This window comes from Streptomyces pratensis (assembly GCF_037137275.1).
Taxonomy (GTDB): domain Bacteria; phylum Actinomycetota; class Actinomycetes; order Streptomycetales; family Streptomycetaceae; genus Streptomyces; species Streptomyces pratensis_B.
The window spans coordinates 353,195-369,756 of sequence record NZ_JBBBEN010000093.1; the positions used below are offsets into that span (position 1 = coordinate 353,195).

At 66.8% G+C, this 16,562-nt stretch carries 13 protein-coding genes; 9 read left to right on the forward strand and 4 right to left on the reverse strand.

The window, feature by feature from the left end; all coding sequences use genetic code 11:
* Window positions 1–50 precede the first annotated feature (50 nt).
* On the reverse strand, window positions 51–1,412 hold the full coding sequence (locus V9U70_RS20920) for an APC family permease (RefSeq protein ID WP_336677539.1): 1,362 nt from the start codon (window positions 1,410–1,412) through the stop codon (window positions 51–53).
* Between the two features lie 93 nt (window positions 1,413–1,505).
* On the opposite strand from V9U70_RS20920, the gene V9U70_RS20925 reads away from it, so the two are divergent.
* Window positions 1,506–2,495 (forward strand): 4-hydroxy-3-methylbut-2-enyl diphosphate reductase, encoded by a 990-nt coding sequence (locus tag V9U70_RS20925; RefSeq protein ID WP_336677388.1) that lies wholly within the window; start codon window positions 1,506–1,508, stop codon window positions 2,493–2,495.
* Between the two features lie 37 nt (window positions 2,496–2,532).
* Window positions 2,533–3,285 (forward strand): polyphosphate--glucose phosphotransferase, encoded by a 753-nt coding sequence (gene ppgK, locus V9U70_RS20930; RefSeq protein ID WP_336677390.1) that lies wholly within the window; start codon window positions 2,533–2,535, stop codon window positions 3,283–3,285.
* A 224-nt stretch (window positions 3,286–3,509) separates the two neighbouring features.
* Here the strand turns inward: ppgK and V9U70_RS20935 are convergent, their stop codons facing one another.
* Entirely contained in the window at window positions 3,510–4,133 is a 624-nt protein-coding gene (locus tag V9U70_RS20935) for a DUF6542 domain-containing protein (RefSeq protein WP_336677391.1), read from the reverse strand.
* Window positions 4,134–4,546: 413 nt separating this feature from the next.
* Between V9U70_RS20935 and ychF the strand changes: the two genes are divergently transcribed.
* The 5 genes from ychF to V9U70_RS20960 all read left to right on the forward strand — a co-directional run bounded on the left by ychF (window position 4,547) and on the right by V9U70_RS20960 (window position 14,044).
* Window positions 4,547–5,635 (forward strand): redox-regulated ATPase YchF, encoded by a 1,089-nt coding sequence (gene ychF / locus V9U70_RS20940; protein WP_336677393.1) that lies wholly within the window; start codon window positions 4,547–4,549, stop codon window positions 5,633–5,635.
* A 342-nt stretch (window positions 5,636–5,977) separates the two neighbouring features.
* Entirely contained in the window at window positions 5,978–9,580 is a 3,603-nt protein-coding gene (locus V9U70_RS20945; protein WP_336677394.1) for a type I restriction endonuclease subunit R, read from the forward strand.
* Window positions 9,581–9,906: 326 nt separating this feature from the next.
* The gene (locus tag V9U70_RS20950) at window positions 9,907–11,100 is read left to right on the forward strand and encodes a restriction endonuclease subunit S domain-containing protein (RefSeq protein WP_336677396.1); all 1,194 of its coding nucleotides are present in this window, start codon (window positions 9,907–9,909) and stop codon (window positions 11,098–11,100) included.
* Complete coding sequence (locus tag V9U70_RS20955; protein WP_336677397.1) at window positions 11,097–12,740, forward strand: type I restriction-modification system subunit M; 1,644 nt, start codon at window positions 11,097–11,099, stop codon at window positions 12,738–12,740. Before V9U70_RS20950 ends, V9U70_RS20955 begins: the two co-directional genes overlap by 4 nt.
* Window positions 12,741–13,297: 557 nt before the next feature.
* Complete coding sequence (locus V9U70_RS20960) at window positions 13,298–14,044, forward strand: hypothetical protein (protein ID WP_336677399.1); 747 nt, start codon at window positions 13,298–13,300, stop codon at window positions 14,042–14,044.
* 166 nt (window positions 14,045–14,210) lie between these two features.
* Here the strand turns inward: V9U70_RS20960 and V9U70_RS20965 are convergent, their stop codons facing one another.
* Window positions 14,211–14,603 (reverse strand): PIN domain-containing protein, encoded by a 393-nt coding sequence (locus V9U70_RS20965; RefSeq protein ID WP_336677401.1) that lies wholly within the window; start codon window positions 14,601–14,603, stop codon window positions 14,211–14,213.
* Entirely contained in the window at window positions 14,600–14,866 is a 267-nt protein-coding gene (locus tag V9U70_RS20970) for a hypothetical protein (protein WP_336677403.1), read from the reverse strand. Before V9U70_RS20970 ends, V9U70_RS20965 begins: the two co-directional genes overlap by 4 nt.
* A 296-nt stretch (window positions 14,867–15,162) precedes the next feature.
* On the opposite strand from V9U70_RS20970, the gene V9U70_RS20975 reads away from it, so the two are divergent.
* Window positions 15,163–15,825: a hypothetical protein gene (locus tag V9U70_RS20975; protein ID WP_336677405.1), complete on the forward strand. Its 663-nt coding sequence runs from the start codon at window positions 15,163–15,165 to the stop codon at window positions 15,823–15,825.
* A 36-nt stretch (window positions 15,826–15,861) separates the two neighbouring features.
* The gene (locus tag V9U70_RS20980) at window positions 15,862–16,377 is read left to right on the forward strand and encodes a tyrosine-type recombinase/integrase (protein ID WP_336677406.1); all 516 of its coding nucleotides are present in this window, start codon (window positions 15,862–15,864) and stop codon (window positions 16,375–16,377) included.
* Window positions 16,378–16,562: the final 185 nt, after the last annotated feature.

The window sequence follows — 16,562 nt, forward strand, 5'->3', positions numbered from 1 at the left end:
CGGCAGGCGCCGACAGCGACCCTGCCCAGCGGGGCGGCGCCCCGCCCCGCTCACACCTCCGGGTCGCGACGGCCCGTGCCCTGCACCGCCAGCACCACGAGCCCCACCCCGAGCCAGCAGACGCCCACCACCTGCGCGCTCGTCGTCGCCTCCACGATGACCGCGATCAGCGCTCCCGAGCCGAGGACCGGCACCAGGACGTGCCGCCACCACACCGGCGGCCCCGCCATCCGGCGGACGACGAACCAGCCCACCACGGACGCGTGCAGCATCACGAACGCGGTGAGCGCGCCGATGTCCACCACGGACACCAGATGGTCGAGGCCGTCGTCGCGCCGGGCCGCCCAGACCGCAGCCACCAGCGTCACGACCGCCGCGCCCGTGATCGCCACCCGAGGCACCCCGGACTTCGGATCGACCTTCGCGAGGAACGGCGGCAGACGCCGCTCGCGGGCCATCGCGAACACCAGACGCCCGGCGGCCGCCTGCCCCGCCAGAGCGGCGAACGCGGCGCCGATCGCCTTGCTGACCGCGACCAGATCGTGCAGCCAGGTCCCCACAGAGGCGTCCACCGCGTCGTAGAACGCCGACCCCTGCGCCGCCGGGTCCGCCGCCAGCTCCGCCGAGCTGACCGGCTCCAGCAACGCCGCCAGATACGACTGCGCGACGAACAGGAGTCCGGCCAGCACCAGGCAGAACAGCACCGCCCGCGCCACCTTCTGCGAACCGCCCGTCACCTCCTCCGCGAACGAGGCGATGGCGTCGAAGCCGAGGTACGAGAGCACCGCGATCGACACCGCGCCCAGCACCGCCGCCATGGAGAACCCGGCGTCCCCGGTCAACGGCGTCAGCCAGCCGCGCTGCGCCCCGTCCCGTACGAGGACCACCGAGGCCGACACCACGAACACCAGCAGCACCACGATCTCCATGGCCAGCACCGCGAAGCCGACCCGGGCTGCCGCCCGCACCCCCCACAGGTTGAGCAGCGTGGTCACCAGCACCGCGATCGCGGTCCACACCCACCGCGAGACCTCCGGGACCAGCGCGTTCATCGCGATCCCGGAGAAGAGGTAGGCGACGGCGGGGATCAGCAGGTAGTCGAGCATCGCCATCCATCCGGCGATGAACCCCGGCCCCTCCCCGAGCCCCTTGCGGGCGTAGGTGAAGACCGAACCCGCCAGCGGGGCCACCCGGACCATCTGGGCGTAGCTGAAGGCGGTGAACGCCATGACGACCGTCGCCACGATGTAGACGAGCGCGACCGCGCCGCCGGACTTCGCGTCCAGGGCGCCGAACACTCCGACGGGGGCCATCGGGGCGATGAAGAGCAGTCCGTAGACCACCAGGTCCCGGAAGCCCAGCGTCCTGCGCAGCCCGCCCTGCTCCGTACTGCTTCCCGACACCGCCGCCATCGCCCCTCCATCACCGTCCGCCGCCCGTTGCCGACCCATCGCGACCAGTCTCCCGACCCGGCCGTCCTCGCGCCTGTTCGGCACGGCCTTACGATGGGACGCATGACTGCAACTCCTGCCCGCCGTGTCCTGCTCGCCGCACCCCGTGGCTACTGCGCGGGCGTGGACCGCGCCGTGATCGCCGTGGAGAAGGCCCTGGAGCAGTACGGGGCGCCGATCTACGTCCGCCACGAGATCGTGCACAACAAGTACGTCGTGCAGACCCTGGAGAAGAAGGGCGCGATCTTCGTCGACGTCACCGCGGAGGTGCCGGAGGGCTCCATCGTGATGTTCTCCGCGCACGGAGTCGCGCCGACCGTCCACGCGGAGGCGGCCGAGCGCAAGCTCGCCACCATCGACGCGACCTGCCCGCTCGTCACCAAGGTCCACAAGGAAGCCGTCCGGTTCGCCAAGGAGGACTACGACATCCTCCTCATCGGCCACGAGGGCCACGAAGAGGTCATCGGCACCTCAGGAGAGGCCCCCGACCACATCACCCTGGTCGACGGCCCCGAGGACGTGGCCCACGTCGAGGTCCGCGACGAGTCCAAGGTGGTCTGGCTCTCGCAGACCACCCTCTCCGTCGACGAGACGATGGAGACGGTCGACGCCCTCAAGTCCAAGTTCCCCAACCTCCTCTCGCCGCCGAGCGACGACATCTGCTACGCCACGCAGAACCGTCAGGTCGCCGTGAAGAAGCTCGCGGAGCAGGCCGAGCTGGTCATCGTGGTCGGCTCGAAGAACTCCTCGAACTCCATCCGCATGGTCGAGGTCGCCCTCGACGCCGGGGCCCCCGCTGCCCACCTGGTCGACTTCGCCGACGAGATCGACGAGGCCTGGCTGGAGGGCGTGACCACGGTCGGCCTCACCTCGGGGGCCTCGGTCCCCGACGTCCTGGTCGACGGCGTCCTGGAATGGCTCGCCGAGCGTGGTTTCGGGGACGTGGAGACGGTGAAGACGGCCGAGGAGTCGATCACCTTCTCGCTCCCCAAGGAACTCCGCCGCGACCTGCGCGCCGAGGCCGCCGCCCTTTCCGCCGAGTAGCCGCGCAAGGGCCGCGGCCTCCCCGTACCGTGGGTCCATGAAGATCTTCGGCGTGGACATCGGCGGATCTGGGATCAAGGGCGCCCCCGTGGACCTGGACCGCGGAGAGCTGGCGCAGGAGCGCCACAAAGTACTGACACCGCAACCGGCCACGCCCGCGGACGTGGCCGACTGCGTGGCGGAGGTCGTCGGCCACTTCGACTGGTCGGGCCCCGTCGGCATCACGTATCCGGGCGTCGTGACGGACGGAGTCACCCGCACCGCGGCCAACGTCGATCAGGGGTGGATCGACACGGACGCCCGCGCGCTGCTGGGCGAGCGGATCGGGCAGCCCGTCACCATCCTCAACGACGCGGACGCGGCCGGAGTGGCCGAGATGACGTTCGGCGCGGGCAGAGGCCGCAAGGGCACGGTCATCATGCTGACGTTCGGTACGGGCATCGGCAGCGCGATCTTCACCGACGGCCGGCTGGTCCCCAACAGCGAGCTGGGCCACCTGGAACTGCACGGCCACGACGCGGAGAAGCGCGCCTCGACGAAGGCCAAGGAGGACGAGGACCTCAGCTGGCAGCACTGGGCGCACCGGGTCCAGAAGTACCTCCTCCACGTGGAGATGCTGTTCTCACCCGAGCTGTTCGTCGTCGGCGGCGGCATCAGCCGCAAGGCGGAGAAGTTCCTGCCGCTGATCGAGAAGGTCCGGGCGGAGGTGGTCCCGGCGAAGCTCCAGAACAACGCGGGGATCGTGGGAGCGGCGATGGCCGCGGCCGGCAGGGGCCCGACCGGCGACTGACGCCCCGGGCCCGGCACGAGACGACACCGACGGGGCCGGAGCCGGGGCCGTCGGAGGGCCGGACGGCGTCTTCCGGGCCCGGGGCCATTCTCGAAGCGGGGGCCTCGGGGCCGTCGGGCCGGCCCCGCCCGTTGCGGTGCGGCAGGGCCGCAGACGCCGCGTCGCGGCCGCCGCAGGTCAGGGTCGCTAAGCTCGCCGTGCGGCCGCTGCGGCGCGTACGGGCTTCACGGCGGCGGCACCGGCTGCGGCCGCCCGAGTGTCGGGTCAGCAACGGCGTCCCGCCCCTGAGCCGCCGGAAACCGCCGCCGGGCCCGCATCTGGCGCACCTTGCGCACGGAGGCGATGAGGCCCGCGATGAGCGTCCCCCCGTACAGCCACCCGGCCTGCACGGCGAGGGCGGTCACCAGGGCCATGGCCTGCCCGCCGAAGCCGCCCGCGCCCCCGGCGATCGGGAAGACCCCGACGGCGAACGCGATCGGCACGCTGATCGGCGCGGTGACCAGGTCGGCGGGGCGGACCCAGAGGGCGGTGAGAGCGCTGACGGGCAGGAAGAGCAGTCCGTAGACGATCTCCGAGCTGTCGAACAGCAGCCGGTCCACCCAGGCCAGCACGAGCATGGCCAGGCCCGCGAACAACCCGGCGCCCATCCCGGTCAGCCGAGGGTTGGGAAACCGGCGCAGCGCGCGCAGGACGGGCGGCACACCGCGTACCCGCCCTCCCGGCCCGCCCGTCGCCCGGTAGACGGCCGCGCTCTCGCCGGAGGGGCCCGGCGCGGGCGCGGCGGACGACGCGGGCGGGTCCTGCGGGGGCCGCCCGCTCTGCGGGGGTCGTGTCCTGTGCTGCTCCACCTGGACAACGTAGGTCGCGTGGCGGGGGGAATCAGGCGATGGACACGCGCTTTGGCCGACCTTGGCATTGCGTTCGATGTCACACGGCCGAAAAGCCGCGCTGGGCAGCATGGCGGCGCGGCGGCACGGCGGCGCGGGGAGCCGGCCGGGACGCGCGGCGTCGCGGGGGAGCCCCGACGAGCGGCCGGCCCTGCCCCGTCCCGCCGTGCCGCACGGACGGGGCCGCCGGGTGCGCCGCGAGGGGGCGGGGCGTACGGGCGTAGCGCACGTGCGGCGCCCCTCGGACGGACCCGTGCCGGGCCGGGCGGGCCCGCCCGTAAACTGGAGAATCGGTCCACTCCGGGATGCGGCTCGCACAGCCGAGCCGGGCCCGGACGCCCCTGACCCCCTCCTCACTCCAGGAAGTCGCCAAAGTGTCGCTCACGATCGGAATCGTCGGTCTGCCGAATGTCGGCAAGTCGACCCTGTTCAACGCCCTGACCAAGAACGACGTGCTGGCGGCCAACTACCCGTTCGCCACGATCGAGCCGAACGTCGGCGTGGTCGGCGTCCCCGACCCGCGCCTGAACAAGCTCGCGGAGATCTTCAGCTCCCAGCGGCTCCTTCCCGCGACGGTCGACTTCGTCGACATCGCCGGCATCGTCCGTGGCGCTTCGGAGGGTGAGGGCCTGGGCAACAAGTTCCTCGCGAACATCCGCGAGTCCGACGCGATCTGCCAGGTCATCCGAGCCTTCAAGGACGAGAACGTCGTCCACGTCGACGGCAAGGTCTCGCCCAAGGACGACATCGAGACGATCAACACCGAGCTGATCCTCGCCGACCTCCAGTCCGTCGAGAAGGCCGTCCCGCGACTGACGAAGGAGTCGCGTCTCCAGAAGGAGAAGGTCGCGGTCCTGGCGGCGGTCGAGCAGGCCCAGAAGATCCTGGAGTCCGGCCAGACCCTCTTCGCCGCAGGCATCACGGCTTCCACGGAGCAGGGCGGGCTCCTCCACGAGCTGCACCTGCTCACCGTCAAGCCCTTCCTCTACGTCTTCAACGTCGACGAGGACGAGCTGGTCGACGAGGACTTCAAGAACGAGCAGCGCGCCCTGGTCGCCCCCGCAGAGGCCATCTTCCTGAACGCCAAGATCGAGTCCGAGCTGATCGAGCTGGACGACGACGAGGCCCTCGAACTGCTCCAGTCCATGGGCCAGGAGGAGCCCGGCCTCGCCACGCTCGGCCGCGTGGGCTTCGAGACCCTGGGCCTCCAGACCTACCTCACGGCCGGTCCGAAGGAAGCCCGCGCGTGGACCATCAAGAAGGGCGCCACGGCCCCGGAGGCGGCGGGCGTGATCCACACCGACTTCCAGAAGGGCTTCATCAAGGCGGAGATCATCTCCTTCGACGACCTGGTCGAGACCGGCTCGGTCGCCGAGGCCCGCGCCAAGGGCAAGGCCCGCATGGAGGGCAAGGACTACGTCATGCAGGACGGGGACGTGGTGGAGTTCCGCTTCAATGTTTAATTGAAGTTTCAACTAAATCTCACGTCCTGTAAAGCCGCAAGTAAAGAGGGGCCCGTCAATCCACGACGGACCCCTCTTGCGGTTCCAATGAAGGTCGGACGGCACTTTGGTGCTGGATGTTGTCCAGGAGGGCAGGGTCGGACCACCTGTGGTCACCTCCGGACTGCTGTCCCGTACCGGAATTCCGAACGCACACGAACCCCTGAGGGTGGGCGGCTATGGGGCCGTCGATCTTGTTGTGATCGGTTCATTTGCCAGAGCGGAGCGCTTGGTTAGACATAGGCTGAGAAGCCTTGTCACAGGTGAGGGCCGGATGCGGCCTGGTTCGAGGAGCGGCAGCGTATGAGCGGGCAGGCACGACGTCGTGAGCAAGTCCCGGAGCAGCTAAAGGCAGCGGCTCGGAAGTCGCCCAATTTCGGGCGGCTCTACGCGATGCAGCCCCTGTTGGCCATCTACGGCGCACAGGCCGAGCAGTCCGTCTTCACCAACCCCAACGTCTCGTACGTCGCCTCCGGCCAGTTCGGCGAGTTGCTCGCCGCGGAACTAGTGCAGCGGGCTGGGGTGCGCGTCGAGGGAACCCGGCAGATCGACCGGCTGGCTGGACTCCAGCGCGCCGGCCTGCTCCCCGGCCGCACCAGAGATGCATTCGACACGCTCCGCCGTGGGCGCAACGACGCCGCGCACAATCACCTCTTCGACACCAGCAAGGCCCTCAAGGCCGTCGAACTCTGCTTCCAGCTCGGCCAGTTCTTCTCCCGGGCGATCGACAATGTACGAGAGATCGCCGCGTTCGTGCCGCCCCAGCTGCCGAGCGAGGTGGCGGGCGGATCCGCCGAGCTGGCCGAGCTCCGTAAGGCGCTCGGTCACTACCAGCGCACCCTCGCCGAGTCCCGAACCCGCCTCAGCGAGGTAGGTGACCGGCTGGAGGCCGAGCGGCGTGGCCGGGAGGAGGCCGAGAGCCTGACCAAGGCGGCTGAGCAGGCCCGTGCCGAGTCCGAGGCGGAGGTGGCCCGCCACCGGGAGGAGATCGAGCGGCTCCGGCGCGCCTACCAGGACCGTTACGATCAGGAGCGCCTCAAGCCCCGGTCGGTCACCGTCAATGCTCGTGAGGCGATCGTTGAGCGCGCCCAGCGGCCCGAACCGCTCAACGAGGTGCAGGCCCGCGTCCGTATCGACGAGATGCTCGCCCAGTCGGGCTGGACGGTCCAGCACCACAGCGACCTCAACCCACTCGCTTCCCAAGGCGTCGCTGTCCGAGAGTTCAGCCTGGCCACCGGTCGCGCCGACTACGTCCTCTACGTCGACGGCATGATCGTCGGCGTCATCGAGGCCAAGCGCGAGGGCACCGCCCTGGCCGGCGCCCTCGCGCAGAATGAGCGGTATGCGGGCGGCGTTCTCAAGGAACACTCCATGGCGGTCTGGCGTGAGCAGGAGCCGTTCGCCTTCCGCTACGCCACCACCGGCGCCGAGACGTTCTTCCTCAACCGTCTCGACCCGCACGCCCGCTCCCGCCCGGTCTTCACCTTCCACCGCCCTGAGTCCTTCGCGGCCTGGATGAAACGCGCCACCGAGCACCCGGACACCCCCACCTTCCGGGCCGCCCTGCGCACCGCACTGCCGGTCCTGGAGTCGCACGACCTGCGTACGGCCCAGGAAGAGGCAGTCGTCGGCCTGGAGGGATCACTCGCCCAGGACAAGCCGCGCGCACTAATCCAGATGGCCACCGGCGCAGGCAAGACCTACACCGCGGTCACCGAGTCGTACCGGCTGCTCAAGCACGCGCGTGCGCGCCGCATCCTGTTCCTCGTCGACCGCAACAACCTCGGCCGCCAGGCCAAGGCCGAGTTCGACCGCTACAAGACACCGGACGAGAACCGTAAGTTCACCGACCTCTACAACGTCGACTCGCTCGGCCGGTCCGGTCTCCAGGAGACGTCCTCCGTCGTCGTCTCCACGATCCAGCGCATGTACGCGCTCCTCAAGGGCGAGCCGCTGGAGGACACCGCCGAGGCGGAGGACCGCGAGGACTCCTCCACCCTCGACGAGAACTACATGACCGACCGCCCGGTCACCGTCGAGTACAACCCGGCCGTCCCCATCGAGTCCTTCGACTTGATCGTCATCGACGAGTGCCACCGCTCCATTTATGGCCTGTGGCGCGGCGTACTAGACTATTTCGACGCCCACCTGGTCGGTCTCACCGCCACCCCTACCCGGCAGACCAAGGGCTTCTTCGACGGCAACATGGTCTCCGAGTACACCTACGAACAGGCCGTCGCCGACGGCGTGAACGTCGACTTCGACGTGGTCACCATGGACTCCTCGATACGGGAGGACGGCGGCGCGAAGATCGACAAGGGGACGACGGTCCGTATCCGTGACCGCAAGACCCGCGCCCAGCGTTACGAGGAGCTGGACGAGGACTTCACGTACACGGTCGGCCAGATCGGCCGCACAGTGATCGCCGAGGACGAGATCCGGGCCGTCCTCACCGCGTACAAGAACAACTGGCAGCGCTGGTTCCCGGGCCGGACCGAACTGCCTAAGACGCTGGTGTTCGCGGCGACTGACGACCACGCGGACGAAGTGCTCAAGCAGGTCAAAGAGGTCTTCGGGCGCGGGGACGCCTTTGCCAAGAAGATCACTTACCGTTCCCGGGACAAGGGCGACGACCCTGAGCAGCTCGTCAACGACCTGCGGAACTCGCCGTTGCTGCGGGTCGCCGTCACTGTCGACATGATCGCCACGGGTACGGACGTCAAGGCCCTGGAGTGCGTGATATTCCTGCGGGCCGTTCGTAGCCCCGTCCTCTTCGAGCAGATGAAGGGACGCGGCGCCCGCACGATCGACGCCGACGACCTGAAGGCGATCACCCCGGACCCGGCAGCCGACCTCGCCAAGGACCGTTTCGTCCTGGTCGATGCGGTGGGCGTCACTGCCTCTCCGCTAGTCGACACCCGTCCCATGCTGCCGCCGGACGGCGGCAACCTCAGCCTGACCAAGCTGATGGACAAGGCGGGCAGCCGCTCGCTGACGGCCGAGCAGGCCGAGACGCTTGGGCGCCGACTGGCTCGGCTCGACCGCAAGCTCACCAGCGAGGAGCGGGAACGGATCGAGCAGGCGTCGGGTGGTGTGCCACTGGCGGACATGGTCCGGAAGATCACCGACGCGGTGGACGTCGACACCCAGGACCGGGCATACCGGGAGGGCGGCGCGGACCACGCCCGGCGGTTGGTCCACGACTCAGTCGAGACCCTGACCACCCACCCGGAATTGCGGAAGCTGATCATCGGCATCAAGCAGCAGCACGACCTCACGTACGACGCGACGACCGAGGTCACGCTGAAGGTGAACGAGGTCCCGAGGGAGGAGCGGGCGGCGAAGGAACTGGCGGAATGGCGCCAGCTCCTGGACAGCCGCAAGCGCGACGAGGAGGCAGCGGAGGCGATCGCCCTCCAGGTGATCCTCGGCAGTGGATCGCGGGTCCGGCCGCAAGAGGCGCGGGCCCACCTGAAGGAGCTGATGGCGGCCATCAAGGCGACCAAGCGGAACTGGACCCCGAAGGTCATCTGGGACCACTACGCGCTGGTAGGCGAGGCGGCCGAATCACTGTCGAAGACGGCTGGCCTGGGGGACCTGATGAATCTCGTCCGCTACACGCTTGGCGCGGACGACCAGCTTCGCCCGTACCGTACGGTGGTCGAGGAGCGCTTCGAGGGTTGGTTGCTGCGGCAGAGTCAGGCGGGTGCGGAATTCACGGACGACCAGCTGTGGTGGCTGCGCCGAATCAAGGACGCGATCGTGGTCGACCTGGGCATGGAACGTGAGGACTTCGGCCACATGCCGTTCTCTGAAAAAGGTGGAGGTCCAGGCTTCGCGAACGCCTTCGGTGGCAGGAACTCAGCGCTGGAACTGTTGGATGAGCTGAATCGGGAATTGGCGTGAGTGAGGGTATGGGCGGGTTGCCGGAGGGGTGGACTTGGGCGCACCTTGGGGACCTTGGCGCAGAGGTTAGGTCGACGGTTATTCCCTCCGAGGGGAATAAGTACGAACTCTGGAGTGTGCCGTCGTTCGCAGGTGGCACTCCTGAGATCCTAGATGGGCGGGAAATTGGCAGCGCTAAGCTCGCTGTCCAGCCGGATGATGTGCTGATCTGCAAGATCAACCCGCGGATCAATCGAGTGTGGCGTGTTTCGCGAAAATCTGAGGACTTGCTCCAAGTTTGTTCACCAGAATGGGTTGTACTCCGCACCTATGGCGGGGACTCTGGGATGTCTCGCAAGTATCTCCAATATTATTTGTCCTCGCCAGTGTTTCGGCGATGGATCTCTTCATCCGTCTCTGGGGTAACAGGCAGCCACACTCGTGCGAAGAGTAAGGATATTCTTACTCAGCCCGTCCCGGTGCCGCCGCTCGCCGAACAACACCGCATCGTTGAGACCCTCGAAGAGCAGCTTTCCCGGCTCGACGCAGCAGAGGCACAGCTTTCTTCGGTGCTTCGACGTAGCGCAGGACTGGAAAAGAAGCGGCTGGATATCCTTGCAGTTGGCCGGAGCTTGAGGCGAAGCGGAAATGAAGATCTCAATTCCTTGGAGGAATCTAAAACCGGACGCTTTGATGAGGGAAGTCTCATTGAGCTTCCGCGCGGGTGGAAATGGCGTCGAGCTTCTGCGGTATGCGAACAGATTGTGAGTGGGTCAACGCCAAAGGCTCACCTTATGTCGCCGGGCAATGGCGACGTCCCTTTCTTGAAGGTTTACAATATTTCGCCACGCGGATTTGTAGACTTCTCTATCGATCCAACCTTCGTAGGGACAGGGACGCACGAGGGCTCACTTAAGCGATCCAGAGTATTTCCTGGAGATGTTCTGACGAATATCGTTGGCCCGCCCCTGGGGAAGACGGCTATGGTTCCTGATATGTACCCTGAATGGAACATTAATCAGGCAATCGTATCGTTCCGTGCCGGTGCTGACCTGACGCCACGATGGCTGGCCCTCGTTCTTTCGTCGCCTTATGTTTTGGGCATGCTTAAGCGGACTTCGAAGGCCACAGCCGGTCAATTCAACATTGCGGTGTCGACATGCCGTGATCTGCCGATTCCTTGCCCGCCGATTGATGAGCAAGAGAAGCTGAACGAGGCGGCAGATCAGTGGCTGACTCTGAGTGAGAGCGTGAGGGGCGCTGTCGCGAATTCGCGGGTTAGGGCCACGGGATTGCGCACGGCCCTACTCAAGAGAGCATTCGGCGGCGGCCTGGTCCCGCAGGACCCCGCCGACGAGCCCGCTGTCACGCTCCTTGCCCGTATCGCCGCCGAGCGCGAGGCCGCCAAGCCCATCCGCAAGGCGACCAAAAGGGCCGCTCGCCCACGTAAGGCGACCGCTGTCGCAGCGGCGACGAAGATCGCGCCCGCTCCAACCCCCGCCTCCGCCACCTCCGTTCAGCAGGAGTTGTTCGACCAGTGACCACGCACGCATCCCATACCGGCGCTGAGGCCACCGCGGACGACGCCGCCACGCCCTCCGCTGGCCACGTCCTCCTCACCGAGACGCCGAAGTCCAAGAAGGCCGCCGCGCAGACCAACGCGCTGGTCGCAAAGCTCTGGAACTACTGCAACGTCCTCCGTGATAATGGCATGTCCACCATCGAGTACGTCGAGCAGCTCTCGTACCTCCTTTTCCTGAAGATGGTCGACGAGATCGAGAACGATGAGTGGGGTGGCCGTGACCTCAGCGCCCTTGTGCCGGCCGACTACAACTGGAAGTCGCTCGTCAGCAAGCGCGGTCCCGAGCTCGAAGCGCACTACCGAGCCATTCTGGAGCACCTCGGTCGGCAGCCCCGCACCACCATCGGCACGATTTTCGCCGACGCCCAGAACCGGATCACCAAGCCTGCACTGCTTGAGAAGCTCGTCGTCGAGCTGATCGGTCGCGAGGAGTGGACGGTCACCGGCACCGATCTCAAGGGTGATGCCTATGAGGGCCTGCTCGCTAGGGGTGCCTCGGACACGAAGACCGGCGCTGGCCAGTACTTCACGCCGCGAGCGCTCATCGACGCAATGGTGGACGTGACCCGGCCGGGCCCGGACGACACCATCACTGACCCCGCCTGCGGCACCGGGGGCTTCCTGATTGCTGCCCACGCGTACGTCACTCGGCACCACGTCCGGGACATGGACATCGACGCACGCAAGGCGTACGACAGTGGATCCAAGATCTGGGGCAACGAACTGGTCACCGGTACCGCCCGCCTGGCTGCCATGAACATGCTCTTGCACGGCATCGGCAAGAGCGACGGCGCAAGTCTGATCGACGTCGGCGACGCGCTTGCCGAGAAGCCGAGTGGCCGACACGCGAGTCTCGTCCTCGCCAACCCGCCCTTCGGCCGAAAATCCGCGATCACGGTGATCGGCCAAGACGGCGAGCTTGAGAAGGAAGACATTCAGTACGACCGTGACGACTTCACGGCCACCACGACTAACAAGCAGCTCAACTTCCTTCAGCACATCATGTCGTTGACGGCAGTCAACGGCCGGGCCGCCGTCGTCCTTCCAGATAACGTCCTCTTCGAGGGCGGCGCGGGCGAGAAGGTCCGCCGCAAGCTCCTTGACGAGTTCGATCTGCACACGATCCTGCGCTTGCCTACCGGCATCTTCTACGCAGGCGGCGTGAAGGCCAACGTACTATTTTTCGACAAGAAGCCCCCGCGCGCCGATGGTAAGCCGCACACCACCGTCACATGGATCTACGACTTCCGCACCGGCCAACACTTCACGATGAAGCAGCGCCCGCTGACCCGCGCTCACCTGGACGACTTCGTCGCCCGATACAAGGCCGGCGAGCCACTGACTGCCCGCGCCGAGGATGAGGATGAAAACGGCTGCTGGAAGGCTTACACGTACGAGGACTTGATCGGGCGCGACAAGGTCAACCTCGACATCACGTGGATGAAGGACCCGGCCTTGGAGGACGCGGACAGCGACCTGGAGCCGGAGGTCATCGCCGAGGAGATCGTGCGCGATCTCCAGTCCGCCCTCGCCGAGTTCGCTGCCATCGCAAAGTCACTAGGTGCGGATGTGGACATACCCGAGGCGGAAGAGGCCTAACGACGGCCGGAACGTTCTTTGTCAACGAGCCGGAGAGCTGCAACGCCAAGTGCCTACAGCTCTCCGGCGTTATCGTGCGATGGCTGTCGGCCATTTCTCTGGGGATGGCGATGCTGAAGCCTCTACGATGCACCGACCTCGACGATGAAGCAGCGGCAGCAGGTGTCGACACCTCTGGGTCAACCGCCCCACTCTCCCCGAGGCGGCGCAGACGGCAAGTCCTGCTACGTCGTTGTCTGCTCCGGCAGTGAACTGGCCTGCTGTCAACCTCTCAGCGTACGGCTCCGCAGCCGGTTGGGGGTCGGCGGCCTGTGTCTCGGAATCTTGGGATGATGCCTTGACGCGAGCCTGGCCGATCCCTATACGTACGGCGGAACGCTCCAGAAGCCTGCTGTAAGGGAGTGAAGGGCCGGATCCGGAGCTGAACCGATCAGATCGAGCCACAAACCGACCGTGATCCGAAAAGCCGCTTGACTCACCTCTGTGCAGTACAGGGAACATCAGGAGTCCACGTTCCCGTTTTCTCCGTTCTCCCTACGCGCCGCACAGAGGTATGCATGGCCATCGCGCACCCCCAGACCCGTCAGTTCGAATCGTTCGTCACGAACTTGTCGTACGCACGCAAGATGGTACGAGCCGGGCAAGCGTTGGAGGTGCTCAGCCCTAAGGGTATCGACACCGCCGATTTCTACCGAGCCGCCTGGGTGCAGTCCATCGCCGCGCTCGAACACTGGGTACAGGAGGAGGTGTTGCGCCGGGTCGCCGAGGAAGCTGCCAAGGACGATCCGGACATGCCGCGTAAGCTCCGTGACTACCCGTTGCCCCTGCACTGCGTGGAGCAGGTGCAGCGGGGCGAGACGACCACAGCCGAGGTGGCAGCGGAACGGGTGCGCCAGGACATCGCTCGCCAGACGCTGCAGAACCCGGATGCCATCGCGAAGGTGATGGCGCTCGTCACCGATGTCAAGGTGTGGCGGGAGGCGGCGAAGTGGGTCAACCGGTGGAGCCAGTACCGGACTTCATACGACGAAAAACGGTTGCGCGGCCAGTACGTCCTGCTGCTCCGCCGTCGAAACCAGATCGCACACGACGCGGATCTGATCGACGGCGACCTCAAGCAGCGCCGCCCGATTGGCGAGGCTGATGTCACGGATGCGCTGAACTGGATCGAGCGGATTGCGCTCGCGCTCGCATATGCGCTGGAGGGAGACGCGTCCAAGCCCCCAGCACATCCGATTCCGGCCCCGGCTCTGACCGAGAATTCGGAAGCGCAGGTAGAGATCAACCAGGCGTCGAACGAATAATCGCGATTTCGATCCCTGCGAATTCATGTTCGGGCGCCTCAACTGCGAAGGTGCGCGCTGTGAGCCCATGCGGGTCGAGTAGCTGATGTGCGAGGCCGACCTGGCGGGCATCAGCCCTTGCCTCTCCGGATCACTTCGCAGGCTGGTCGTAGGAGCTCATTGGTTGCTAAACCGTGCGGATGACCGGGGCGGGTTTGATGTCCTGGGCGTCGATTAGGGTGCGGATGTCGTCCGGGTCTGAGGTCCAGATGATGGCGCCGAGGCTGGCTGCCATGGTCACGACGGTGGCGTCGACGATGTCGGCGGTGCCTGCCTTGCCGCAGAGGATGCCCGCGGTTTTGGCGGTTTCGAGGCCGACGGGTACGACGTGGCATCCGGCGAGGAACTTGCCGAGTCTGACCTGTCGGCGAGAGTCTCGCCATGCCTGGCTGACGACGACGGACGGGACGTGGATGTCCCGTCCGTCTTCCAGGGCCAGGCTGTGTCGGGCCCACATGCGCCGGTCGTTGTTGTCGATGGCGATGAGGACCCCGGCGTCGTACAGGTAGGGGATGTTCACGCGGCCGAGGCTCCCGGATTGCTGAGGTATTCGGCGTCGGCGCCGGCCAGATCCGTACGGGCGGCGGCGAGCTCTTCCGGGGTGAAGGCGCCGTGCTCGGCCTGCCACTCCTGAATGACGGCCCGGCCGGCCCGCAGGCGCAGCTCGCGTTCGGCTGCTCCGGCGACGAGGCGGGAGAGTGGGATGCCTTCTTCCTCGGCGGCTCCGGCCAGAGCTTCGACCAGGGATTCATCGAGGGTGATAGTCACCTTCTTGGTAGCCATACATTAACCATAGTGCGGTATGGCCTCCGGTGTCGATGTGCGCTTCACGCGCCGCCGAGCGTTGGGGTGCGAGCGTGTGCGGTGAGGGCCGCGGGTGAAGTTGGGGCCATATTCGCTGGAAAGAGCGGATTAGCGATGGATGCCTTGCTGGGTCGTGAGGTGACGGTGCACGGTTTTGAGCACGGGGCAGGCAAAAGATCGGGGATTGGGTGGCGAGCGTCTTTCAGCGGTGTAAGCAGGACGCGAGGGATCGGAACTATCCCTGTGACCGCCCAAGGTGCGCCCATGGGTGGACCGTGCGGTCTCGGGAAGCGGGCGGCAGGAGAGGGCGGCAGCGGGAGAAGTCGTTTCCGCGGAGGAGTGGCCTGGATGGTGCGGATGCCTTCGCCGCCGGCGTCGAGAACGACAAGAAGGCGCGCATCGGCTTCGATCCCGCGCGCGGTGCCCTGCCCCTGTCGGTCTGGGCCCAGGGGTGGCTGGAGCGGCGAGTCATCGGGGAGGCGACCCGCCGCAACTACGAAGGGTTCGTCCGTAACCATCTCGTGCCGCACCTGGGTAACAGGCCCCTGGCCGGACTGGCGCGGCGGGACTTTGAGAAGTTCGCCAAGGACATCCATGGATCCGGTGCGGGGCTGGCTGCTGCCACGGTCAATGACCGCATGGTGATGGTGGCCGCCGTGCTGGAGGCGGCCGTCGTCGACAAACGCATCCCGGACAATCCCGCGCGGGGCATCAGGGTGACTCGGCGGGATGCGCCGGCAGTGGACGAGGACGAAATCCCAACTCCGGCCGAGGTCGATCTCATCGCAGCACACATCGCGCCGCAGTACCGACTCACCGTCTACCTTCAGTCCGGAACCGGCCAACGGCCCGGCGAGGCTCTGGCCTTCTCCTCCGAATGCCGATGCCCCGGCTCCGTCAGAATCCGTTGGCAGGTCAGCTCAAAGGCCAACCGATAGGACTGCCGGACGGCCTTCGTTCCCCTGAAGAACCGGGTGGAGGGCGAGTACCGCGACGTTCCGGCCGCGCCTTTCGTCGAGCAGGAGGTTGATACCCACCTCTTGAGGTGGAAGCCGGTGCCCGTGGTCTTCGCCGGGCGGAAGAAGAGACGGAGGCTTGAGGTCTTCTTCGCTCCGCGTCAGCGTGGCAAGGGCGTGATGCCGACCGTCTCCACCTACAGCTATCACTTCCAGAAGGCGTGCGTGTCGGCCGATCTGGTCGATGTCGACGGGAAGGCCAAGTACACGCCCGGCAGCCTGCGGCACTTCTTCGCATCGACCGCCCTGGCCAACCGGGTCCCGATCCACGAGGTCTCGCGCTGGTTGGGCCACCGCTCGGTCAACACCACGACGGATGTCTACGGACACCTGCTGCCAAGCGCCTGGGACCGCTGCCGGGAGGCCCTGCAGCACGCCATGAGGCCCGCGCCAAGCGACGCAGGGCCCCAACCCTCGGAGGAAGAAGGCTCCAGTACCGACACACATCGTCCGGGTGGTCATAGTGACGCCTGAGCCGCACGGTGCTGGGAGAGAGACGCCGTGCTGGGATCGTGCTGGGAGGACCCCCTTCATCGGCACGTTTCCGCAGGTGGGAGCTCTACGACAGAGATTCCGCTTTAACGTCTAATACGTTCGGCGAGAGGCCGTCTGACCTGCGACGGAGCGGGTTGGGCGGCCTTTGTTGTGCGCACAGAGTC